General features: G+C 71.9%; 13 protein-coding genes and 2 riboswitches. Of the genes, 10 read left to right on the forward strand and 3 right to left on the reverse strand.

Going from position 1 to position 23477, the window contains the following annotated elements:
• The first annotated feature begins 17 nt into the window (after nucleotides 1-17).
• From NBZ85_RS02905 to NBZ85_RS02950, 9 genes are all read left to right on the forward strand, one after another.
• Nucleotides 18-1022 carry an AAA family ATPase gene (locus NBZ85_RS02905; protein WP_261556445.1) on the forward strand — a complete coding sequence of 335 codons (1005 nt, stop codon included), beginning with the start codon at nucleotides 18-20 and terminating at the stop codon, nucleotides 1020-1022.
• Nucleotides 1023-1672: 650 nt separating this feature from the next.
• Nucleotides 1673-3124 carry a DUF58 domain-containing protein gene (locus NBZ85_RS02910; RefSeq protein ID WP_261556444.1) on the forward strand — a complete coding sequence of 484 codons (1452 nt, stop codon included), beginning with the start codon at nucleotides 1673-1675 and terminating at the stop codon, nucleotides 3122-3124.
• Nucleotides 3121-5760 carry a transglutaminase-like domain-containing protein gene (locus tag NBZ85_RS02915; protein ID WP_261561472.1) on the forward strand — a complete coding sequence of 880 codons (2640 nt, stop codon included), beginning with the start codon at nucleotides 3121-3123 and terminating at the stop codon, nucleotides 5758-5760. Before NBZ85_RS02910 ends, NBZ85_RS02915 begins: the two co-directional genes overlap by 4 nt.
• 379 nt (nucleotides 5761-6139) lie before the next feature.
• Nucleotides 6140-6322, forward strand: coding sequence for a hypothetical protein (locus NBZ85_RS02920; protein ID WP_261556442.1), 183 nt, complete (start codon nucleotides 6140-6142; stop codon nucleotides 6320-6322).
• Between the two features lie 106 nt (nucleotides 6323-6428).
• Nucleotides 6429-7187, forward strand: coding sequence for a PIG-L deacetylase family protein (locus NBZ85_RS02925; RefSeq protein WP_261556441.1), 759 nt, complete (start codon nucleotides 6429-6431; stop codon nucleotides 7185-7187).
• A gap of 125 nt (nucleotides 7188-7312) precedes the next feature.
• A riboswitch (glycine riboswitch) is annotated at nucleotides 7313-7409 on the forward strand.
• A riboswitch (glycine riboswitch) is annotated at nucleotides 7410-7537 on the forward strand.
• 57 nt (nucleotides 7538-7594) lie between these two features.
• On the forward strand, nucleotides 7595-10657 hold the full coding sequence (gene gcvP / locus NBZ85_RS02930) for an aminomethyl-transferring glycine dehydrogenase (RefSeq protein WP_261556440.1): 3063 nt from the start codon (nucleotides 7595-7597) through the stop codon (nucleotides 10655-10657).
• A 348-nt stretch (nucleotides 10658-11005) separates the two neighbouring features.
• On the forward strand, nucleotides 11006-11758 hold the full coding sequence (locus NBZ85_RS02935) for an FkbM family methyltransferase (protein WP_264761157.1): 753 nt from the start codon (nucleotides 11006-11008) through the stop codon (nucleotides 11756-11758).
• Between the two features lie 398 nt (nucleotides 11759-12156).
• Entirely contained in the window at nucleotides 12157-15207 is a 3051-nt protein-coding gene (locus tag NBZ85_RS32520) for a bifunctional diguanylate cyclase/phosphohydrolase (protein WP_308204985.1), read from the forward strand.
• Nucleotides 15208-15760: 553 nt separating this feature from the next.
• The gene (locus NBZ85_RS02950; protein WP_261556438.1) at nucleotides 15761-16831 is read left to right on the forward strand and encodes a glycosyltransferase family protein; all 1071 of its coding nucleotides are present in this window, start codon (nucleotides 15761-15763) and stop codon (nucleotides 16829-16831) included.
• Between the two features lie 42 nt (nucleotides 16832-16873).
• On the opposite strand, the gene NBZ85_RS02955 is transcribed toward NBZ85_RS02950, so the two are convergent.
• Nucleotides 16874-17611, reverse strand: a complete 738-nt coding sequence (locus NBZ85_RS02955) for a TetR/AcrR family transcriptional regulator (RefSeq protein WP_261556437.1) — start codon at nucleotides 17609-17611, stop codon at nucleotides 16874-16876.
• Between the two features lie 108 nt (nucleotides 17612-17719).
• Here NBZ85_RS02955 and NBZ85_RS02960 point away from each other — a divergent pair, with 108 nt between their 5' ends.
• Nucleotides 17720-20029: an MMPL family transporter gene (locus NBZ85_RS02960; protein WP_261561473.1), complete on the forward strand. Its 2310-nt coding sequence runs from the start codon at nucleotides 17720-17722 to the stop codon at nucleotides 20027-20029.
• Nucleotides 20030-20047: 18 nt separating this feature from the next.
• Here the strand turns inward: NBZ85_RS02960 and NBZ85_RS02965 are convergent, their stop codons facing one another.
• Entirely contained in the window at nucleotides 20048-21433 is a 1386-nt protein-coding gene (locus NBZ85_RS02965; protein WP_261559373.1) for a glutamine synthetase family protein, read from the reverse strand.
• 77 nt (nucleotides 21434-21510) lie between these two features.
• Nucleotides 21511-23460 carry an IucA/IucC family protein gene (locus tag NBZ85_RS02970; protein ID WP_261559372.1) on the reverse strand — a complete coding sequence of 650 codons (1950 nt, stop codon included), beginning with the start codon at nucleotides 23458-23460 and terminating at the stop codon, nucleotides 21511-21513.
• Nucleotides 23461-23477 lie beyond the last annotated feature (17 nt).

Raw genomic sequence — 23477 nt, forward strand, 5'->3', positions numbered from 1 at the left:
GGACCAGGAGGCAGGGCATGACAAACAGAACCGACGACCGCGACCACCTGCGCGGCGACCAGTCGGGCGCGGCCGCGTTCTCGGCCGCCTTCCACGACGTCGTCGCGAATGTCGAAAAGGTCATCCGGGGCAAGCGAGAGGCCGTCGAGCTCGCGACGATCTGCCTGTTCGCCGAGGGGCACCTGCTCATCGAGGACGTGCCGGGCCTGGGAAAGACCTCCCTGGCCCGCAGCCTGGCGGCCTCGGTCAACGCCGGCTGCCACCGCATTCAGTTCACGCCGGACCTGCTGCCGGCGGACATCACCGGGACGATGGTGTACGACCAGCGCGCCAACGAGTTCGGCTTCCGCCCCGGACCCGTCTTCGCCAACCTCGTCATCGGCGACGAGATCAACCGTGCCTCGCCGAAGACGCAGTCGGCCCTGCTGGAGGTGATGGAGGAGGGCCGGATCACCGCCGACGGCACGGGCTATCCCGTTCCCCGCCCGTTCATGGTCGTGGCGACGCAGAACCCGATCGACATGGATGGGACGTACAGCCTTCCCGAGGCCCAACTGGACCGGTTCCTCATGCGGCTGCGGATGGGGTACCCGTCGATCGATGCCGAGCTGGAGATCCTCGAAGGCCGGCAGGTGGGACGGCGAATCGAGGATCTGAGGCCGGTGATGCGGGCGGAGGACGTGGTGGCCCGCGCGGCCCAGACGTTCGCCGTCCACGTCGCGCCGGCGCTGCGCCGCTACCTCGTGGATCTGGTGACGGCCACGCGGGCCATCCCCGACATCGTCCGACTGGGGGCGAGCCCGCGGGGCAGCATCGCTTTGCTGCGCGCCGTCCAGGTCCGGGCCGCCGCGCATGCCCGGGTGTTCGCCACGCCCGACGACGTCAAGGCGGTGGCCGGCCCGGTCCTGGCGCATCGCCTGGTCCTCAGCCCGGAGGCCGAGCTGCGGCGCGTCATCGCCGAGGACGTCGTCGACGAGATCCTGCAGACGGTGCCGTCACCGCGCCGGCTCGTCGGAATCTGATCGTGGCGCCCCTCGACGACCGACCCCGTGGCGGCGGCCGGGCCGACCGCCGGCTGCCACCGGTCATCGACACGGACACCGCGACCACGGCGCTGTCCGTCTCGGTATCCCCGTCTGCGGTCTCCCTCGCCCGGGGCATGCGACGACGGACGGCCCGGCCCGCGCCGGCCCGGCCCGAACCGGGGCCGGCCGTGCGCGGGCTCGGGGAGCGTCATCGCCCACCGGTCCCGCCGCCGGCCGCGGCGGGCGGGCGGAGCGCCCCGACGAGCCGGCGCGCGGCCCCGTCCAGTTCGGACGCCGGTGAGCGGATGCGCTTTACCCCCATCGGCCCGGCCCCCTCAAGGGCCGTACCCGCGGGGCCCGGCCGGGCCGGGGCGGCCGGATCGGATCTGGTCACGGCGGACTGGCCAGCGCCGGACCGATTCGGACCCGTCGCGTCGGATCTCGTCGCGTCGGATTCCCTCGCATCGGATCCCGTCGTGTCGAGCTCGGGCGCGTCGGGATCCGGACGCGGGGCGCTCGATCGGTCTGGGCCACGAGGCGTTGCAGCTCAGGTGGACCAAGGGTGCCCGCCGGATGATCGCGGCCTCGTGGGGAGCGGCGAATCGCCGGGAAGGGCGCGCCTGGGGGTCACCCCGCTGGGATGGGGGATGTGCGTCACCGTGGCAGTCCTGCTGCTGGGTGCCCGGATGCTGCGATACGCGGAGCTGGCCGTGTTGGGCGGGGCGGGGGCCGCGGCGATGGGTCTTGCGGCCGTCACGGCCGTTCGCCGCCCGCGGGTGTCGGTAGCGGTCCGCGTATCGCCCCGACGGGTCACCCGAGGCGAGCCTGCCACGCTATCCGTCACGGTCCGCAACCTGTCCAGGTGGCCCTCTCCGTCGTTCATCCTGCACCTGCCGCACGGCCCTGCCGCCGTCCGTCCGGATCGGCCGGTGCCAGCAGCCCCCCGTGCCGGGCGGCTGCTGGCCGCGTCGGACCTGGTGGAAACCTGGTGGGAACGGCGTGCGCCGGGCGGTACCGCCCGCGTACATCCCCTTTCATCGGACGGGCTGGACTCTCCGGGCGCAGTCGTGTCCGTCTCGGTCCCCCGGCTGGCCGGCTCGGGTCACCGGACATTCGAGTTGGCCCTGGACACCAGCCGGCGCGGTGTGATCCGGCTGGGCCCCGTCGAGGTGATCAGATCGGATCCGTTCGGGCTCGCCCGGCGCCGGCAACGGCTGCCGGCGGTCGACACCCTGCACGTCCGACCGCGGACCCGGCCGCTGGTGCCCCTGGCCTCCGCACCCTCGCGTGACCCGGACGGGCAGACCGGACGGGGGTCGACCGGGGGACTGGAGATCCACACCCTGCGGAGGTACGCGCCCGGTGAGGATCTCCGCCTCGTGCACTGGGCGTCCAGCGCGAGAGCGGGCGAACTGATGGTCCGCACCCACGTCGATCCGAGCGAGCCGGCCGCCACCGTCGTTCTCGACAACCGACCAGCCGCCTACCCGCCCGGCCGGGTCGGCGTCGCCACGTTCGAGGAGGCCGTGGACATCGCCGCCGCCGCGGTGATGACCTGCGCGCAGGAGGCGTTCGGGGTCCGGCTCGTGACGACCGCCGGGCTGCGGGTGGCGGGCCGGCGCCGGCGCCGGGACGCCGACGTGCTGATGGACGAGCTGGCGGGCGTTCGGCTGGATGACACCGCCTCGCTCGATGTCGTCGCGACGCTGCGGCGCGGCGGGCTCGGCACGCTGGTGCTCGTCACCGGCGGTTTCGACCGGCAGGCGCTGGCCGCACTCGCCGCGGTGGCCCATGCGTACGGGCGCGTCGTCCTGGTCCGGGTGGGCCCCCGCAGCCAGGCCGCCGCCCGGGCCGTCGACCGGCGCGACTCCTCCGACCGGGCCCGCCTGCGGACCGCGTCGCCCGGCCGGGTGGTGGGAATCGGCGTCCTGGGCGGCACCGTTCCCACCAGCGGTACACGTCTTGACGGGACCACCCTGCGGGCGGCCGGCCGGCTGACGGTGATCGACATCCCTGACGCCGACGCACTCGCCGACCACTGGCCGACCGGTGAACGGAACCCGCGATGGCCGCGGGGAACCCCGCGGACGGGCCGATGACGACGGATACCGGTGGACCTCCCGACGAGGCCACGCGTTCGGCGGCCGGCGCGGGCGGAGGACACGTCGTCGGGGGCGGCCATCCCCTTCGCCCGGAGGAGCCGGTGCGGGCTCGCCTGGCAGCGCTGGTGGTGGTGGCGGGACTCGCATGCGTCGGCGGGTTCGGGTTCCGCCGGGTCTTCACCATTCACGATCTGCAGGTGATCATCCCGGTCGCTGCGGTCGTGCCCGTGATCCTCACCGCGGCGCTGGGTGCGCGACGCCGGCTGTTGCCACTCGCAGGGACGGTCGCAGCCTGGGGCGGGGGGTTCGTGATCTGGGCCGCCTGCACGGTCGGGGCCGGCGCTGGGGGGTTCTGGGCGCGGCTGTCTCTGGTCCGTTCGGGTGTCCTCAGCGGATGGGCGCGGCTGCTGGACACGGCCATCCCGGCGCCGCCCGACGGGGCTCTGCTGCTCGTACCCGTGGCGCTGACCTGGCTGGCCGCCGCGGTCGGCGTGGAGCTCGTCATCCGCACCAGAGCCCGGCTCCTGCCCGCGTTGCCCGCCGCCCTCGTCCTGGTTGCCGCGGTCGCCTACGCAGCTCCCATGCCGGGATCGGACGCGCCACTCGCCGCCGCGTTCGCCGCGTTGGCCGCGGTCCTCGTCCGGGTCCGCGGGAGTGGTCGGTCCCGTTCGCCGGGAGGGCCCGCAGTGGCCTCGGCCGGCCCAGTCGGGCCGGATGGCGGCATGGGGGGGCAGCCAGCGTCTCCCCGATCCGGGCCAGGTCTGCTGCCCGTGGCCGGCCCGCGGGGCTTGACTGCGTTTCGCCACGCGGTGCGATCGACCGTCGCTGTGGGCGTCGTCGTCGGCGCCGGTCTGGCACTGGCGAGTGGTGGCCCGAGCGGGCTGGATGGGAAACCGCCCGTCGACCCGCGTGACCACCGCACGATCGCGCCGGTACCGCTCGCCGCTCTCAACCCCCTGAGCCGTCTCGCCGGCTGGACCGCCCATCCCGACCAGGTCCTGTTCCGGGTGGGTCTGACTCCGCAGCCGGCGGGGCCGGTCGCGCTGCGGCTCGCCGTCCTCGACTCCTACGACGGCGCCACCTGGTCCATGAGCGGCCGTTACCTGCCCGCGGGACGGGAGATCGGGGGACAGGCCGGTCGCGTCGCGGATCGGGGCGGTGCTCACCCGTCCGCACCGGTCACCCAGGACCTGACCATCGCCGACCTCGGCGGAGATCTCGTGCCCGCCCTCGCTCGGCTCGGCCAGTTCACCGTGGTCCCCACCGCCGGCGCGGAATCGGCCCCTCCCGCCGACCAGGGTGGCTCCACGGCGACTGCCGAGAAGTCGGCGGGCCGTTTCGCGGTCGATCCCGACGACGGCACACTCGTGCGAACCGCGTCGCTGCACCCCGGCAACCGGCTGCGCCTTGTCTCCACCCCGCAGACCGCCATGACCGCCGACAGGCTGCTCGCCCTCACCGTCTCCGCGACACCGACCAACGCCCCCTACCTTGCGCTGCCCGACGACGTCCCGCCGGTGCTGCGGGAACTGGCCTCGGTCGCCACCGACGGCGGCGTGACGCCCTACCAGCGGGCCGCCCTGCTGCGCCAGTACCTGATGGCGACCTTCAGCTTCGATCCCACCGTGCCCGCCGGGCATTCACTCGCCCACATCGATCACTTCCTCGGCCAGACTCGACGCGGCACCTCCGAGCAGTTCGCGACGACGTTCGTCCTCGCGGCGAGGCTGCTGGGTCTGCCCGCCCGCCTCGTCGTCGGATTCACCGCCGCTGATCCGCATGCCGTGACCCGCACGATCCGTGGCGCGGACGCCCTGGCCTGGGCGGAGATCAACTTCGACGGCGCCGGCTGGCTGCCTTTCTTCCCCACCCCCCGAGCGGGGGACGCACGCGGTGCAGCGGTGGCCGGCTCCACGCAGGGCGAGTCCTCCGCACAGACGTCACTGGTGGAGGAGGTACTGCGCACCACCGTTTCCGCGCCGCCCGGTCAGGCGGATGCCACCGGGCCGGGAGACCTCCCGGCCCGGTCCGGTGACCGGTGGCCGGGATCCCCCGGCTGGACGGCGGTCGTCCTCCGGACGGCCGTGGCCGCGGCAGTCGCTGCCCTGCTCGGCTGTCTTCTCCTGGGCTGGCTGCTGCCGATCGCACGCCACCGGCGGATACGACGGGGCGGAAACGGCAGCAGGGCGCGGATCGTCGCGGCCTGGCAGCGGGCCATCGAGATGTTCGCCGACGCCCAGCGGCCGATGCCACGGGCGGCCAGCCCGAGCGAGGTCGTGCTTCTCGCGGCGGACCTGCTCGACGACGCCGGCCGCACTGCCCTACGCGGGCTGGCCGATCTCGCCACCCTCGCCCTGTTCGACGACGGCACCACCGGCCGGTGGGATGAGGCTTCCGGCCGGCGCGCCGCCGACGAGGCGTGGCGACTGCTCGACGGGCTCGAACGGGCGGTCCGCCGCGTCGTCTCACGCCATCGCCGGCTCGGCCGGCGGATCTCGCCACGGACGGTCCGCGCCGAGCTGCGTAGGCTGCGCCGGACAGCGCCGGCTCCCCACCGCGCCGCTCACCGATCGGCGGGGCCAGGCGAATCCGATGTCCCCGAACGGGCCATGATCGGCGGGAACTACAGGTAGCCCGAGCAGGTCGGTACCCCCGCAACGGGCTTGTTGCCCCCACCGCCGCTCACCGCGGCGGCCGGCAGATATCCCCAGCCCTTGCGGTAGCCGGCGAGGTTCGCCCGGGGGCATCGCCCTGGGTGTACAGCCCACCAGGTATTCACCCTGCCGTGGATCACCGGACCGGGCCGGACGATCACGCTACACGGGCCGTCCCCGAGGATTTCGTCGGCATCTGGGCGAGGCGGGCGAGTCCGTCCGCACCGGTTCCGCTCCTGACGGGCGGGTAGTCCTCACACGGGCGGCCGGTGGGAACGGGCCGTGCGGGCCGAGGTGCGGCCGCGACCATGGCCGATCGGGCCATGCTGATCGCAGTCGGAGACAGGAGGAGGCAGGTATGGCACAGGCGATGAAGGGACGGACGAGGCCCGCCGGCGCGGGCACCTCCAACGACGAGATGGCCAGGCAGGTCGCCAGCCAGACCTCGTCGGACCGGGCCGCCGAGGAGATCTTCCGCCGGGAGAAGGACGGCGCGCTGACGGACACCGAGGCAGCCAAGAGCGAGGTGTTGCGGCACTGAGCTGCCACCACCGGGACGCGTCGCCACCTGGCCCGGGACGGGCGTCACGGTCGGTGCCGGGCCTGATTTCCGTGCGGGGCGTCGGCGGTTCCCGTATGGATGAGCGATGCAGGAGAACACCGCCGAAGCGGGCCGGCCCTTCACCGCCGACGGCACCCCCGAACCGGTCTGGCGGGCCTGGCAGCCGGGATGGGCGGAGCTCGACCTGACCGCCGTGCCGCCTCGCGTGGTCGTCGTGGCCCCCCATCCGGACGATGAGGTCCTCGGCGTCGGCGGCCTGCTGGTCAGCCTGCACGCGCTTGGCGCCGCGATCACCGTCGTCGCGGTGACAGATGGGGACGCGTCTCATCCCGGCTCGCCGACGATCTCCCCGGCCGAGCTGGCCCGTCGGCGGATCGTCGAGCAGCATGCGGCACTGGCCGAGCTGGGGCTGGCGCAGGTGCCGGTGCATCGGATCGGGCTGGGAGACGGACGGGTCGCCGGGCATGAGTCGGAGCTCGCCGAGCAGGTGGGGCCGCTGCTCACCCCCGACTGCTGGGTACTGGCCACGTATACCGGGGACCGCCATCCGGACCATGAGGCAACGGGGCGTGCGGCGGTGCTGGCGGCGGAACGGGCTGGCGCACGGCTGCTCGAATACCCCGTCTGGACCTGGCACTGGGCTGTCCCGGACGACCCCAGGGTGCCGTGGGCGAGGGCTCGGAGGGTGCCCCTGCCCGTCTCGGTGCAGGAGGCCAAACGGCGGGCCGTCGACTGTTACCACACTCAGATCGCCCCGCTGTCCGACGACCCGGCGGACTCGACGGTTCTCGGGGCCCAGGTGCTGGACCGGCTGCTGCGCCCCTACGAGACGATCTTCGTCTAGCGCGGGGCGTACCGGCACAGGGCGTCCACCGGAGGTCATCCAAGGCCGGCCCGATCGGCCGATAGGTGGCCGGGGATCGCGATCGCGGCTAGTCTGCGGGCAACGAACTGCATATTGCTGCCGCTCACACCCGTGCGGGAGAGTCCCGGGCCACGATCTGCCGGGACGCCGAAGGAGCAAGCTCTCCCCATAAACTCTCAGGCCCCCAACCGCCGGGTCAGGCAACTCTGGAAAGTGGACATCCCGGTGTCCCGCCGACGGTGAAAGCCGCGGCCGTCGTCCGCGGGTCCTCGGCTTGGACCCATGGCGGCGGCGCCCGGTGAAGCTCTCAGGCCAATGACAGAGGGGGAGGCCCGCCGCGGCGTCGGCCCTGTTGTCGTCGTCGCCCGACCTCCGGAGCGCCCAGCATGCATGACGGCACAGATCACGAAGACGCTTCCGCCACCGCCGTTACCACCGCCGCCGCGCCCATCCGGCCGGCGGCGCCGGCCGGATGGGCGGCGGGTGATGACCGTCCGTCACTGCCGGCTGCGGCGTACCCGCAGTTCGTTGATCGTCACATCGGCCCGGACACCGAGGCCCAGCGGCTCATGCTCGCCGCGCTCGGGGTGGAGTCGCTGCGGGCGCTGACCGATGCCGCGGTGCCGGCCGTCATCCACGACCGCACCCTCGAGCTGCCCGCCGCGCTCGACGAGACGGCGGTCCTGGCGGCGCTGCGCGCGCTCGGTCGCGACAACCGCCCGGTGCCGTCCATGATCGGCCTGGGGTTTCACCCCGCGGTGATGCCGGGTGTCATCCAGCGCAACGTCCTGGAGAACCCCGCCTGGTACACGGCTTACACGCCGTATCAGCCGGAGATCTCCCAGGGCCGGCTGGAGGCGCTGCTCAACTTCCAGACGGTGATCACTGATCTGACCGGCCTGGCGGTGGCCGGAGCGTCCCTGCTCGACGAGCCGACCGCCGCGGCCGAGGCGATGCAGATCGCGCTGCGCACGGCGAAGGGGTCTCGGACGACGTTCCTCATCGATGCGGACACGCTCCCGCAGACGATCGCGGTTGTGGCGACCAGGGCGGAGGCGCTGGGCGTGACCGTCCACGTCGCCGACCTGTCCGGCGGCCTGGTGGCGGGCGATCCCGCGGCGAACGGTGCCGCCGGAGTGCCCGCGGAAGTGCTGGACTCGGCGTTCGGTCTGCTGCTGTCCTATCCGGGGCCGGGTGGGGCGCTGCGCGACCCGCGGTCGGTGATCGTCGAGGCACGCGAGCGGGGGATCGTCGTCACGGTCGCGGCCGACCCGCTGGCGCTGGCGCTGCTGCGCTCGCCCGGTGAGCTCGGCGCCGACATTGCCGTCGGCAGCACGCAGCGGTTCGGGCTGCCGCTGTCGTTCGGTGGACCGCACGCCGGATATCTGGCGGTCCGCAAGGGTCTGGAGCGGTCCCTGCCCGGACGGTTGGTCGGGGTGTCGGTCGACGCCGATGGGGCGCCCGCCTACCGGCTCACCCTGCAGACCCGCGAGCAGCACATCCGCCGGGAGAAGGCGACGAGCAACATCTGCACGGCCCAGGTGCTGCCGGCCGTGCTCGCCTCGATGTACGCCGTCTACCACGGTCCGCAGGGGCTCGCCGGGATCGCGCGGCGCATCCACGGCCTTACGGTCCGGCTCGCCGCGGGACTGCGGGCCGCCGCGGTGCCCATCGGGGCCGACGCCTTCTTCGACACCGTCGTTGCCGCGGTGCCCGGCCGGGCCGCCGAGGTGGTGGCCGCGGCGCTGGCGCACGGCGTCAACGTGCGGCTCGTCGACGGCGACCACGTCGGGGTCTCCTGCAACGAGACGACCGTGGAGGCGGACCTGCGGGCGGTCTGGGCGGCATTCGGGGTGCCCGTGCCGGCGTCGGCCGAGGTGACGGGCCCGACTGCCCCGACGGCGCTGCCCGGCGAGCTGGTGCGTACCGACTCCTACCTGGAGCACCCGGTTTTCCACGAGCACCGGTCCGAGACGGCGATGCTGCGCTACCTGCGCCGGCTGTCCGACCTCGACCTGGCCCTCGACCGGGGCATGATCCCGCTGGGATCCTGCACGATGAAGCTGAACGCGACCACCGAAATGGCCGCCGTCACCTGGCCGGAGTTCGCCGACATTCACCCGTTCGCCCCCCTCGACCAGGCCGGCGGATACCTGACGATGATCCGGGATCTGGAGGACTGGCTGGCCCGGATCACCGGATATGCGGGCGTTTCGGTGCAGCCGAACGCCGGCAGCCAGGGGGAGCTCGCCGGCCTGCTGGCGATTCGCGCCTATCACCGCGACAATGCGGTGCCCGGCGCCCCGGTCCGCGACGTCTGCCTCATTCCCTCCTCCGCGCACGGGACGAACGCGGCGAGCGCCGCGATGGCCGGAATGCGCGTCGTCGTGGTCGCCTGCGACGACGACGGGAACGTCGATCTCGACGATCTGGCGCTCCGGGCGCGGGCGAACGTGGACGTTCTCGCCGCGCTGATGGTGACCTATCCGTCGACGCACGGAGTCTACGAGGAAGGCATCGGGCAGGCGTGCGCGATCGTGCACGAGGCCGGCGGGCTGGTCTACGTCGACGGTGCGAATCTCAACGCGCTCGTCGGGCTTGCGAAGCCAGGCCAGTTCGGCGCCGACGTCAGCCATCTCAACCTGCACAAGACGTTCTGTATCCCGCACGGTGGTGGCGGTCCCGGGGTCGGCCCGGTCGCGGTCGGCAAGAAGCTGCTGCCTTACCTGCCGAACCATCCGTTGCGGGCGGAGGCCGGGCCGGTGAGTGGGGTCGGGCCCATCTCGGGATCGCCGTGGGGCTCCGCCGGAATCCTGATGATTCCCTGGGCGTACATTCAGATGATGGGGGCGGACGGCCTGCGTCAAGCCACCTCGGTTGCCGTTCTGAACGCCAACTACATCGCCCACCGCCTTCGTCCGCACTATCCGGTTCTCTACGCCGGGCGCGGCGGACTGGTCGCGCACGAATGCATTCTTGACCTGCGGCCGTTGACGAAGGGCACCGGGGTCACCGTGGACGATGTGGCCAAGCGGCTCATCGACTACGGTTTTCACGCGCCGACCATGTCCTTCCCGGTGGCCGGCACCCTGATGGTCGAACCGACCGAGAGCGAGGACCTGGCCGAGATCGACCGCTTCTGCAATGCCATGATCGCGATTCGTGCGGAGGCCGACAGGGTCGGCGACGGTACTTGGCCGCGTACGGACAACCCGTTGCGCAACGCCCCGCACACCGCCAGCATGGTCACCGCCGATGAATGGCCGCATCCTTATCCGCGATCCGTCGCCGCCTACCCGGTCGCCTCGCTGCGGGCCGCTAAGTACTGGCCGCCGGTGCGCCGGATCGATGGGGCGTACGGCGATCGCAACCTGGTCTGCACCTGCCCGCCGGTCGAGTCCTTTGCCGTGCGGTCGGAGGACGGCCCGGTGCTCGTCGCCGCCGGTTGACGCGGCGGGCCGTCGCGGCATCGGCGCTATGACCCGGTCGACTGCGGAAAGTGACGGGAGAGCGGTCCGGACTCTGGTAGTCCGGATTGCGCCGAACCGGAAGGACTAATCCCGGCGGCGAGGGCCCCCCGCCGGGGTCACCCTTCCTGGGCGTGAGGGTTGGGTAGTGCGAGTCTTCCGTTGCGGCAGAATTCGACGGGCCGGCCGCTGGTAGCGGCGAGAAGGTGGTACTACCGCTATTGACCGTTGATCAGGTCCCCCTAATAGTGGGTGGTCGGCTGCCGTGGTGGGGTGTGGGCACAATTCACTCCGGCAGATCACTGGTGGGGCAACGGAAGGTTGTGGCGGATGGATCCTCGGGTGGAAAAGCAGCTGACTCAGCTCCGCCGGAAGGCGGTCGATTCAGGCCTTGGTCCGGCCTTGAAGCTGGTGCGCGACAACATCGTGCCGACGGCCCGGCGCAATCGTAATGACGACCGCCACCTGGCATTGCTGCTGTCGTTTGTGTTGCGGGAGAACTCGAACTGCATCGACGTGGGCGCCCACCGGGGAGACGTGCTCCGGACGATGCTGCGACATGCCCCGCGCGGACGGCACATCGCCTACGAGCCGCTGCCGCACATGGCGGCGTCGCTGATGACCGACTTCCCGATGGTCCAGGTGCGCCAGGCCGCGCTGTCGGACACAGCCGGGATGCTGCCCTTCACCTACGTCCGTAGCCGACCGGCGTACAGCGGGCTGCGTGACCGGGTGCCGGACACGGAGGACGTCGAGCAGATCGAGGTGAAGGTCGAGGTCCTCGACGAGGCGTTGCCCGCGGACTACCGGCCGGCCCTCATCAAGGTCGACGTCGAAGGCGCCGAGTACGGAGTGTTCCGCGGCGCCCAGAAAATGATCTCCGTCAGCCGACCGCATCTGGTGTTCGAATTCGGCGCCGGGGCGCGCGACTACGGCACGACGGCGGATGAGATGTACACCCTCGTCGACAGCGATCTGGGGCTGCGGATTTTCGACCTCGACGGCGCTGGTCCCTACACCCTGCCCACGTTCCGGGACACGTTCGAGACCGGTCGCCGCTTCAACTTCGTCGCACATCCCTGACGGTCGTCTGCCGGGGCTGTTCGTCCCCCGCCTGCCCCGTGGCGGGCCGGCGCGCCTTGTATGCGGGGCACGCGCCCGACCATGGGAAGCCGAGAACAAGAACCGGACAAGAGTTCTTACGAGGGCTCAAACAACCGTGTACGAAGAGCGACGATTCGGTACGGTCTCGGCAGGCCACGGTGATCGACCCATCGGAGCCATCCGGACGCCAGCGGTGCCGCCGCAGCTGCCGGATCCGCGGATGGATCGCCAGGAGGCATCGGCCGTACGCGGCCGGTACCCGCGCCACCTGTCCGGTCAACTGAGAGGCTACTCATGGCCCGGTCCCCCCGGAGTGGCTGTTCGCCGCCAGCCGTTCTCGCATCGTCAACGAATCCCGCGTTCCGAACCACTGGGTGATGCCGGCCCCACCGCGGCGTGCCTGGCGGGGCTGTGGCTGGGTCGTCTGTCTCGGTGCTGCGCTGGCCGCGGCCGTCGGATCCGTCCTGCCGCCCATCGCAGGCGTCGGGCTCGACGTCCGGATGGCGTTGTACCTGCTGGCGGACCTGGTGGCCGCCGTTGCCCTGCTCGTCGTTCCGCGAGGTCTCGCCCCGGTCCCGCGGCGTGGCTGGATGCTCCTCGCGGGCAGTCAGGTTCTCTCGGCCGCAACCGACGTGGCCCTCTCTATCTCCCTGCGCACGTCTTCGGCCACAGTTGGTGTGGCGTTGACGGACATTGCTCTGCTCCTCCGGTATCCGCTGCTGGTCCTGGGCCTGGCGGCGCTGGTACGGGCGCGCGGTCCCGGGCGGAACGCGGCAAGCCTGCTGGACATCGCGATGTTCCTCGCCGCGGCCGCCTTGCCGGCCTGGGTGTATCTGGTGGCACCGGCGGTGCGGACCGGGGGTGCTCCGGGGGGCGGGATCGTCCCGGCGGTGTGCGCGGCGGCGGGTCTGTTGGTCGTCGGTGTGACCGTCCGAATCGCGTCGGGCGATGGCGAGCGCCCGGCCACGTTGCTTCTCCTGGCGGGCGGGGTGCTCGTGAGTGTGGTGGCAGACGCCGTCGAGGTCTGCACTCGCATCGGTGACGCCGTCGCGAGCAACGTGGGCATCGGCGGTTCGGGCGGCACGGCGATCGATGGCGGGGATGCTGCCCGGATGGTGAGCGCCCTGCTCCTCGCCGCTGCCGTACTCCATCCCTCGCTGGCCCGATCGGGCCAGTCGGCGGTGGTGCCGGCGGTGCCGGTCCGTGACGGGTTGCGGGTGGCCGCATTGTGCGGCGTCGGACTGGTCGGGCCGACGGTTCTCGGGGTGCAGGCTGGACACGGCGATCTCCGCGACGTCCGCGTGATCGCGATGGTGAGCGCCGGGATCATGCTTTTGATCATCGCTCGGATGGCCCGGCTGGAGGCCGAGCAGCGACATCTCGCGATCACAGATGGCCTGACCGGGCTACGGAGCCGCCGATATCTGGAGGCCGAGATGCGGGTCGTCGCCCGGCGGGCTCGTCGGGTCGGATCGAGGATGGGCCTGCTCCTCGTCGACGTCGACCACTTCAAGTCCGTGAATGACCGGTTCGGCCACCCGGCCGGCGACCAGGTGCTCACGGAGGTGGCCAGGCGGCTGCTCACGGTGACCCGTCCGGGGGATGTCGTGGCCCGCTACGGGGGGGAGGAGTTCGCGCTGCTTGCGAAAGACGTCCGGGGCGACGCACTGGCAGACATCGCCGAGCGGCTACGGCTCGGGGTGGGTAGGGAACCCGTGGAGGTGACGCCGCCGGTGTCGGACGCGGCAGCCTCCGCCGGCTGGTCGGCTGCAGCCGCCGACAGATCGGCCCCGACCGTCGGCGCGGGCGCGGCGGCGGTCGGTGTCCCCGCCCGGCCGGGCGGTACCGAGGGCGTCCGGCCGCCCGTCGGGACGGACCCGCAGGGGCACGGCGCGGGCGACCGCGCGGGGAACGCCGCTCCCGGCAGTGGTGATGCTGGCGGTGGTGATGCTGGCGGTGGTGATGCTGGCATGCCGCTGGGGGGAGTCGCCCTACGAACCACGGCGGCGACGACTCGCGCGCCGGGCCGGCGAGGCGCGGCGGGCCGGCTTCGGAACACCGCGGGCGCCGGGTCGGTGCCGGTGACGGTGACGGTCTCGGTCGGCGGCGCGGTCCTGCCCGACGACGCGGACGATGTCCGCGCGCTGGTCGAGGTCGCGGACCGCGCTCTGTACGTCGCCAAGGAGACGGGCCGGAACCGGGTCGCGATCGGTCCGGAGGGGACGGCACCGGCGGGGCGGGCCCCGGCCGCGACGCCGGCACCCGCTCGGCCGGCCTCGCCTCGTCCGCGACCGGCCGGACTGTCGGCGGTCGGTCGCCCGGCCGTCGGTCTGCCGGCCGTCGGTCTGCCGGCCGTCGGTCTGCCGGCGTTCGGTCTCTCCGCGCTCGACTCCGTGCCATCCCGTCGCCTGCCGATGGAAGGGGCCGCTGGTGATCGTTCCGCGGCCGGCGGGGCCGCGGTTGATCCACTCGGCCTCGGCCCGCCCATGCTTCTGCGGGCAGCCGTTGATCCGTTCGGATCGGTGCCCCCGCTCCGGCCGAGTGGACCACTTGGTGCACTCGGCGCGCCCGCGTCCGGGTGGGGCGGGTGGTGGGCCGGTGACGACGGCGAACAGGCCCGATCGGGCCCTGCAACCAGCGTCGATCCGGACGGCACACCGGCCTCGTCCACCGAGCCGGTGGCGGCAGACGTGGCCGCCTCGGTGGTCGCCGCCGCGGTGGCCGCGGTACTGGCCGCGGAGCCGCATGCGCTGGCCGGATGCCTACCCGACGGCATCGAGCGCCTGCGCCGGATCGCCGAGCAGGTCGACGCCTGCCACGCACCGCGAGCGGACGGCCGGGCGGTGGGGCGGTGGCTTGCCGAGGTCCTCACCGTGCTCGGCCATGCCGCCGTGACGCGGCACCGGGCCCGCCTGGCAGGGCGGCTGCACAACGTGGGCAAGATCCTCCTTCCGCCGCATGTGCTGGCCCGACCGGGCCCCCTGGATGCCGAGGAGTGGCGGCTGATCCGGATGCACCCGCTGATGGGCGCGAACCTGCTGGCCCAGGTGCCGGGTTTGCAGATCGAGGCGGAGATCATCGCCCAACAGCGGGAGTGGTTCGGCGGAGGCGGCTACCCCAGTGGGATCGCCGGGTCCGGGATCCGGATCGAGGCACGAGCCCTGGCGGTCTGCACGGCCTGGGCGGCGATGCGCGGTGGGCGAGGCGGGCGGGATCCCCTGAGCGGGCCAGCCGCCCGCGAGCAGCTGCGGGTGGGGCGCGCCACCCAGTTCGACCCGGTGGTCGTCGACGTCTTTCTCGCCCTGGAGTCGGACCGGCGAGTCGGACTGCCCCATCCGGGCGACCGACTTGTGACCACCCCGGCCGCGCGGGCGGCCGACCGGCCGGTGCTGGACTCGCCCGGCCGCACGCCGGTGTCCCGGCTGTGAGGCTGACCGGGCGTGACTTCCCTTCGACTTCTTCACCGATGGTGCGGTGGGCCGATGCCGGCCTGGCATCGGCTGGCCCGGCAGCGGGTAGTTCTTTCCTGATGGGTCCGAGAGTAACCGCTCCGGGCGCTTGGTCAGATACTCACCGTGACCATTTGGGCCAGTAGTGCGGTTCGGGTACGGCGCGGTGTGTTCGCGTTCGGTCCCGAAAGTGGTGGTTGATACCCGTCCGGAAAGAGGGGGAGTGACGGATAGAGCCGCAACACCGATACTTTGACGCTCCAGCACCTGGCATGTGTCGGATCGGTCGTGCTCCGCCAGACCGCGAAGAGGACGCGGCGAACCCGAGCGCGGGGGAGGTACCGGAATCGACCCGGGCGGGTGGGGCGTTGCGAACGGAGGTACGCAATCATGCGGACAGCGACACGAGGGGGAATCACCACCCGGTCCGCCTGATACCGACTCCGCAACGCCCGTAGCAGATCCCGACGGGACGTTTTCACCGGTACGGGGGCTGTCCGTACCCAAGAAAGGTCACGAGAGAGGGGCGTCCGTGCGAACGCTCGAACCCATCAGCCTCGACCTCGACACGATCGAGGTGGACAAGCTCGCCAAGGGCATCACCCTGAGCCTGTTGATCCCGGCCCGCGGCCCGGAGGCGGCTCGGACCCTCGGCGAGATCATCGCGCAGAACCGGCAGCGGTGGATGCAGGAACGCAGTGTTCTGGACGAGATTGGCGTCGTCGTCGATCCGTCCTCGGACGGGGACGAGCACGACCTCGTGCGCATCGCGACGGACGCGGGCGCGAGCTGGGTCGTCCGCGGGCAGTCCGTCCTGCAACGCCATGCCGGCCGGGAGGAGACGGTGACCGGCGGGAAGGCCGGCGCCATGCGTAGCCTCGCCTACCTTGCGTTCGGCAATCGGCTCATCTTCCACGACGCCGATCTCGAAAGTTACGATCCGTACACGGTGGGGGTGCTCGCCGCAGCGACGACGGCGGGGAATGCCCCACTTTTTGTGAACGGAAGTTCGCGTAGGGTGACGGGTGACGGCCAGCCTGGCGGGCGTACCACCGAGATGCTGCGATCGTTGTTGTCGAAGCAGCTTGCCCGGTATGTGCCGTCCATCACGCGGACTATCCAACCCCTGATCGGGGAGTTCGTCATCGACGCGGATGTCTTCGCGGCGCTGGCCTTCTCGCGCGGGTATGGCGTGGAGACCTCGCTGAAGGTTCTGGCCCTCGACCTGCTCGACTACTCGGACAGCCTGCAGGTCGAGCTGCCGATCAAGTATCAGGTCGGCCAGCATTACCACAGCCTCGTGAAACAGTTCCATGAGATTAGTTTCACAATTGATGTTCTGGAGGCATACTTCCAGCGGCGCCGGGTCGATCCGCACGTCGCCATCTGGCAGATCGCGGATAACTACGACCTGCTATTCCCGGGCCGCACCTACGCACTGCACCGACCGCCTGGTTACGACGAGGCGGATTTCATCCCGCGCATGGGCTTCTACCAGCCGCTGGCCACGGCACCCGCATATCAGGCCCGGCTTCCGGAGATCAAGAGTGCCCGCCGGGTCGCCCTGGACGCACTGGGGCGCCGGATGCGCACGTCGGCCTGACCAATCCGCCCCGGCCGGGCTGAGCGGCCCGGCCGGGGCGCGTCACCCGGCCGGGCGGGGCCGCGGGGCGATCGTCCGGCAGGCCTGGGCGAACACGTCGGTCATCTGCCGGTCGAACAGGTCGGCGGGATCACCGAGGGCCGGCGGGAGGTGGCCGAAGGTCTCCAGCGACAGGAAGCCGTGCAGCTGGGTCCACGCCGTCAGGCACACCGCCATGCCAGCGGGGCCGATCGGCACTCCGTGGTCTGCTGCCCAGGCCCGCAGCCTGGTCTGCATCGTCGGGGTGAGCCCGGCGTCGACCTGGCCGGTGTCGACCAGCCCGGCCTCGATCGCCTCTGTCATGCAGCGGAAAAGCACGGCCACCGAGCGCTTCAGCTCCGCGGCCACCCGGTTGTCGACGAGCCCGCCTTCCGGCACCCGCGGACCGAAGATCAACGTGTACTCGACCGGGTGGTTCAGTGCCCAGCGACGGTGCGCCCGGGTGACGTCCAGCCACCGACCCAGATGGTCGTGCGGGTCGCCTGCCGCGAAGGCCGCCTCCAGGGTGTCGGCCAGCGAGGCGAAGCCGTCGGCCGTCAGCTCCTCAAGCAGGACCTCTCGGCTGTCCACATAGCGGTACAGGGCCGAGGGGGCCATGCCCATCGCGCGCGCCACCCCCCGAAGGGACAGGGCGGCGGGACCGAGCTCCGCCAGCTGGGCGTGCGCGGTGCGCTTGATCTCCTCGAGGGTGGCCCGCCGTAGCCGTTCCCGGCGCGGGACTGGACTACTCACGGCAGCCATGGTCGATCTCGCGGTGAACGCTGTCAACTACGCGTCAATCCGACCTTGACGAGAACACCGTTCGCGAACACTGTTTTCCGCAGGGTTGCCCCATCTGCGGAGGAAACCATGTTCTCGTCCCTCGTGGCGCTGGTGACGCGCCGTCCCCGCCTGGTGCTGGCCGTCACGGTCGTCCTCCTGCTCGGCGGCGGCGTTCTGGCGAGCACGGCCTTCGGCAAGCTGCAGACCTCGGGCTTCGACGACCCGGCTTCGGAGTCCTCTCGGGCAGCCGATGTGATGGACGCCCGCTTTCACGGCCATCCGAACGTGCTCCTTCTCGTTACCGCCCGACGGGGGGATGTCGACGACGCGACAGTCGCCGCCGCGGGCCGGTCCGTGGCGGCCGATCTCGCCGCCCAGCCGGGCGCCCGCGACGTCGTGTCCTACTGGACCGGCGGGGGGCCGGCGCTGCGCTCCCGGGACGATCGATCGGCGCTGGTCGTGGCCAGCGTGCGGGACGATGACGAGGCCTCGGACATCGTCGATCGCTACGAGTCGGGCCAACGCTGGCCGGACACGGTGACCGTCCGACCGGGGGGTGCGGCGACGGTGGGCGAGGACATCGGCCACCAGGTCTCCGCCGACCTCGCCGTGGCCGAGTCGATCGCCATCCCCATCACCCTGGTGCTGCTGGTGATGGCGTTCGCCGGCGTCGTCGCCGCGCTGCTGCCGTTGGGTATCGGACTGCTCGGCATCGTCGGCGGCTTCGCGACCCTGTCCGTGATCGGCGGCCTCACCGACGTGTCGATCTTCGCTGTGAACCTCGCGACGGCAATGGGCCTCGGTCTCGGCATCGACTACTCCCTGCTGATGGTCAGCCGGTTCCGCGAGGAGCTGGCGGCCGGGCGTGAGCGCGCTGACGCGGTGGCGGTGACCGTTCACGCCGCCGGTCGGACCATCCTGTTCAGCGGTGCCACGGTGATCGTGGCGTTGGCGGTGATGCTGCTGTTCCCGCCGTACTTCCTGAAGTCCATGGCGTATGCGGGCATCGGGGTGACGCTGGTGGCGGTCGTGGCGGCGATCGTGTCGCTGCCGGCGCTGCTGATGGTGCTCGGGGAGCGGGTGAACTCCTGGCGGGTGGGTGGCCTGATCGGGCTGGTCCGCCGACGCCGGACAAGCCGGTCGGAGCCGGTGGGGGTGTCCGGTGCGGACGGGGGGGCAGCGACCGGGGCGCGGGAGGCGGGCGAATCCCCGTTCTGGCGACGGGTGGCGGCGACGGTGATGCGCCGGCCGGTGCTCACCGGGCTGCCGGTGATCGCGGTGCTGCTCGTGCTCGCGTCGCCGTTCCTGCACGTGGACTTCGGGACGCCGGACGACCGGGTGCTCCAGCCCGGCTCGGCGTCGAGCCGGGTGGTCGGGGACGCGTTGCGCGAGGACTTCGCGGCTGATCTCGGCGGTGCGATGGAGGTCGTCGTGCAGGCCGCCGGGACGGGGCCGGTCGACCGGTCGGCACTGGCCGCCTACACGGCGACGCTGTCGCGGCTGCCCGGCGTGGCCCGCGTGGACAGTGCGCTGGGAACCTACGTGCAGGGCCGGCTCGCCGTACCCCCCGGTCCGGCCAGTAGCCGCTTCGCGGCCGCCGGCGCGGACTCGCTGCAGGTGGTGACCTCGGTGGACTACGCGTCGGGTCGCGCGCAGGATCTCGTCCGGGCCGCCCGCGCGGTGCCGTCGCCCCCCGGCACCAGCGCCCTGATCGGCGGGGCGCCCGCCGTCCTGGTGGACGGCAAGAGCACGGTCGCTGACCGGCTCCCCCTCGCACTCGGCCTGATCGCGCTGGCGACCTTCGTCCTGCTGTTCCTGTTCACCGGCAGCGTGCTGCTACCGGTGAAGGCGATCGTGCTCAACGGCCTGGCCATGTGCGCGGTGTTCGGCGCATCCGTGTGGATCTTCAGCGACGGGCACCTCGCGGGACTGCTCGACTTCACCCCAGGCCCGTTGGACACGTCCATGCCGGTGCTGCTGTTCTGCATCGCCTTCGGGCTGTCGATGGACTACGAGGTCTTCCTGCTCTCGCGGATCAAGGAGGCGCACGATGCGGGGGCAGGCAACTCCGAGGCCGTCGCCACCGGGCTCGCCCGGGTCGGACGAATCGTGACCACCGCGGCGGCGCTGCTCGCGGTCACCTTCGTGGCCTTCGCGACCTCGTCGGTCCGTTTCATGCAGATGTTCGGGGTCGGAACGGCGCTGGCCATCGTGCTGGACGCGACGCTCATCCGGGGAGTGCTCGTCCCTGCGTTCATGCGGGTCGCGGGCAACGCGAACTGGTGGGCGCCGCGCCCACTGCGGATCCTGCATGACCGGTTCGGACTCCACGAGTACCGCGCCCCCGCCCCGCCGGCCGGGCCCGTAGAAGAGCTGGCCGGATCGGGCCGTGCCTGACGGGGCGGGGCCGCCGGCTCAGAAGCGCTCGAAGCCGCGCCGGCGCTCCCAGTCGGTGACCGTGCCCTCGTACCCGGCCAGCTCGACCTCGGCCGCATGGGCCAGATGGGCGACCACCCGGTCGCCGAACGCCGCGCGGGCCACCGCGCTCGACCGCCACCGTTCGACGGCGTCGCGCAACGTCGCGGGCAGCGGCGCGAGCCCCGGCATGGTGAAGGCGTTGCCGATCCGACCGGGTTCGAGGGTGAGCCCCTGCTCCATCCCGTACCGGCCGGCGGCGATCATGCCGGCCACGGCGAGGTAGGGGTTCGCGTCCCCGCCGGGCACGCGGTGCTCGATGCGCAGCCCCGTTCCGCTGCCGACGACCCGGACCGCGCACGTCCGGTTGTCGCGACCCCAGCTCACCCTGGTCGGCGCGAACGCACCGGGGGCGAGCCGCTTGTAGGAGTTGACGTTGGGTGCGAACAGTAGCGTGAAGTCGGCCATGCAGCTCAGCTGGCCGGCGACGAAGGAGCACATCAGCGGCGACATGCCCGCGACGTCAGATCGACTGGTTCCGCGCGAGGCGGTTTCGTGCGGGGCGGCGAAAACCGGCTCGTCACCGCCTGTCCCGCGCAGGGACAGGTGGACGTGGCAGGAGTTCCCCTCGCCCTCGTCGTACTTCGCCATGAAGGTCAACGCCTGCCCCGACACGGCGGCGATCTTCTTTGCGGTCGTCTTGTAGAGGGCGTGGTTGTCGCACGCCTGGAGCGCCTCGGCGTACCGGAAAACGATCTCGTACTGGCCCGGATGGACCTCGCCCCGAGCCGACTCGACCGCGATCCCGGCGTCGGCCATGGCCCGCCGGATGCGGCGGGTCAGGTCGTCGAGTTCCTCGGTGCCGAACAGCGCGTAGTCGATGTTGTAACGGCTGGCCGGGCTGAGCCCGGACCAGGAACGCCGCGCCGCCCGTTTGTAGGACTCGCGGAAGACCAGGAACTCCAGCTCGGTCCCGGCGAGGGCGGTGAGCCCGGCGGCAGCGAGCGCATCGAGCTGGCGGCGCAGCACCGTTCGGGGGGCCACGTCCACTGGGGTCCCGTCGGGCCAGGACGCGTCCGCAAGGACCACCGCGCAGGACGGGCGCCACGGGGCCCGGCGCAGGCTGGTCAGATCGGGCCGGAGCCGTAGATCACCGAAGCCGTCGTACCAGGGAGTGCGCGGATAGCCGCCGTCGGTCTGCATGTCCACGTCGACAGCGTGCAGGTAGGTGCATGCGCCCAGCCCGTCGGCGAGCACCTCGTGCGCGAAGTGCTCGGGGGACACGGCGCTGCCGACCAGCCGGCCCTGCAGGTCGACGGTGGCGACGACGACTTCTTCGACCGCATTTTCCCCGGTCAGGAGCCCGGACAGGGCCTCGGTACCCACCGGGCTCGGGCCTGGGGGGCGCCCCGATGCGGCGGACACCGCCGAATGGGCCGGTGGTATCGGCGCTGACGGCGATGTCAACGATCCTCCGTTCGTGCCATCGAATCCGTGGGCTCGACTGCGGGCGCACGGGCGGTCAAGGTCGCCACCGGGTTGGCGACCTCACCGTGCATCAGATCAAATCCACCGTCCCGCTCGGCCCGGTCGTGGAACCCGGCGCCGGCGAGCTGCTCGCGGTTCAGGCAGACCCGGTCGAAGCTTGGCACGAGTAGATCAATCTCGCGGAAGCGTTCCCGCAACTGGGGGAACCGATCGTGGTAGCCGTCGATCGTCGCCCGGACCAGCCGCCAGAACTCGCCCTCCGCAACCTGCAGATGATCCGCCACGAGCACGGAGAAGTAGCGGAAGTGGCCGGCGAACACGGCGGAGAGCACCGAGTGGGCCAACATCGGCCCGGGCCAACGGCGGCAGTGCATGGCCGCCTGGGCAGGCATGTCCGCTCGTTCGGGGAAGTCGCCGTCCACCAGCTCGATGTCGGCGCCGAAGTCCTTCACCGCGATCCGTCGGGGCAGGTGATCGGCGTCGAAGATGCAGATGACGTTCTCGCCATGCGGGGTGAAGGCGACCCCGTACCGGTACAGATAGTGCAGCAGCGGCGGTAGCAACGCGGTGAACAGGGCGGCGAGCCAGTCCCGGCCCGACTGGCCCGACCGGGCCACCAACTCCGCGGCGAGAGGACGTCCGTCCGACCCGATCGTGAGCAGCGACGCGAGGCTGCGAGCCCGCTCCCCGGTGGCGAGATGCCGCTCCACCGGATCGCGCCAGACCACGCCGAGCAGTTCGTGCAGGCGGTAGGGCGCGTCGGGGATGGCGTCGTAGGCCGGATGGGTGACGGCGGCGCCGGCGACCTCGGCCAGGGGCAGCACCCCCGTCACCTCGCGCAGGAACGGATCGGCGTCGCGCAGGTCGAGCAACCAGCGTGACACCGCCGGCCCGGCGGCGGCGTCCGCCGCGGACATGCCCCGCCAGACCAGGGTGTTGCGGATCATCAGCGCAAGCTTGACGTTGCGTCGCTCCGGCCGGTCGATGTTGGCGAGCGTGCGGACGGCCTGCAGCGGGAGGTACCGGTCCGGCCCCTGGCCCAGGGGGACCAGGAGTCCGGTGGCCAGCTCGGCGGCGAACAGTGGAACGATCACGTTCTCCCACTGCCATGGGTGGACCGGTAGCCAGAGGTAATCCTCAGGGGCTGCGCCGGCGGCAGCCGGATCGGCCATCCGGGTACGGGCGAGGACGTCGGTGAAGCGGGCGCGGGTGCCCGCGTCCAACTCGGCGTGCACGAGGGCGGCATTGCCCGACCGGCCCGTGGCGGACCCGTCCAGCGGCTCGCGGTTGGCCGGCTCGCGGTTGGCTGGCGCGATGTCCCAGTACCGCCCGATTGCGGGATGCGCGGCCACCCAACGCAGGCGGAAGGGCGACCGGGCCTCCGGGCTGTACTGGTCGACGGCCGCACCGAAGCCGAGGCGTCCCTTGTTGGCGACGAGGCAGGGATGACCCGACTGATGGCCTTCCAACGCGACGAAGGGCAGGTCGGCGAGGGCTGCCGCGGGCAGCGCCGTCGTCAGCAGGTGCTGATCGGCCGACTGGGTGGCGAGCAGGTCGCGCACCACGTCGGCAAGGACCGGATCGGGCCACCCGAGCAGGGACTGCGCATCCCGCAGAAAGCGCACCGGGTCGGTCTCCTGCCCGCCGGCTGAAGGGGCGGCGCGGGTGAGGCTCGCGGGATCGATCCACCAGGATCCGAACGTGCCCCGCTGAGCGCGAAATCGGTAGACGGCATCGGCCGCCACCAACCGGTAGGCCAGCGCGGGTCCTCGACCGATCGGGCCATCCTCGTGGAGGTTCGCGGCCCCGCCGTCGTCGAGCTGCGGCCTGAGCAGGTCCTCGTAGGCGAGTTCCGCGATGAGCTTGGCCAGCAGCGAGCGTCCGGCCTGCCGCCAGCGGTCTGCTGATCGGTCCGGAGCCGCCACCGGCGGCGGGGTTTGCT

It is taken from the genome of Frankia tisae (genome assembly GCF_025403405.1).
Lineage (GTDB): Bacteria > Actinomycetota > Actinomycetes > Frankiales > Frankiaceae > Frankia > Frankia tisai.

Coding starts and splice junctions, on each gene's coding strand:
- NBZ85_RS02905 (WP_261556445.1), top strand. CDS start 18: ATGACAAACAGAACCGACGACCGCGACCACCTGCGCGGCGACCAGTCG.
- NBZ85_RS02910 (WP_261556444.1), top strand. CDS start 1,673: ATGTGCGTCACCGTGGCAGTCCTGCTGCTGGGTGCCCGGATGCTGCGA.
- NBZ85_RS02915 (WP_261561472.1), top strand. CDS start 3,121: ATGACGACGGATACCGGTGGACCTCCCGACGAGGCCACGCGTTCGGCG.
- NBZ85_RS02920 (WP_261556442.1), top strand. CDS start 6,140: ATGGCACAGGCGATGAAGGGACGGACGAGGCCCGCCGGCGCGGGCACC.
- NBZ85_RS02925 (WP_261556441.1), top strand. CDS start 6,429: ATGCAGGAGAACACCGCCGAAGCGGGCCGGCCCTTCACCGCCGACGGC.
- gcvP (WP_261556440.1), top strand. CDS start 7,595: ATGCATGACGGCACAGATCACGAAGACGCTTCCGCCACCGCCGTTACC.
- NBZ85_RS02935 (WP_264761157.1), top strand. CDS start 11,006: ATGGATCCTCGGGTGGAAAAGCAGCTGACTCAGCTCCGCCGGAAGGCG.
- NBZ85_RS32520 (WP_308204985.1), top strand. CDS start 12,157: ATGCCGGCCCCACCGCGGCGTGCCTGGCGGGGCTGTGGCTGGGTCGTC.
- NBZ85_RS02955 (WP_261556437.1), bottom strand. CDS start 17,611: ATGGCTGCCGTGAGTAGTCCAGTCCCGCGCCGGGAACGGCTACGGCGG.
- NBZ85_RS02960 (WP_261561473.1), top strand. CDS start 17,720: ATGTTCTCGTCCCTCGTGGCGCTGGTGACGCGCCGTCCCCGCCTGGTG.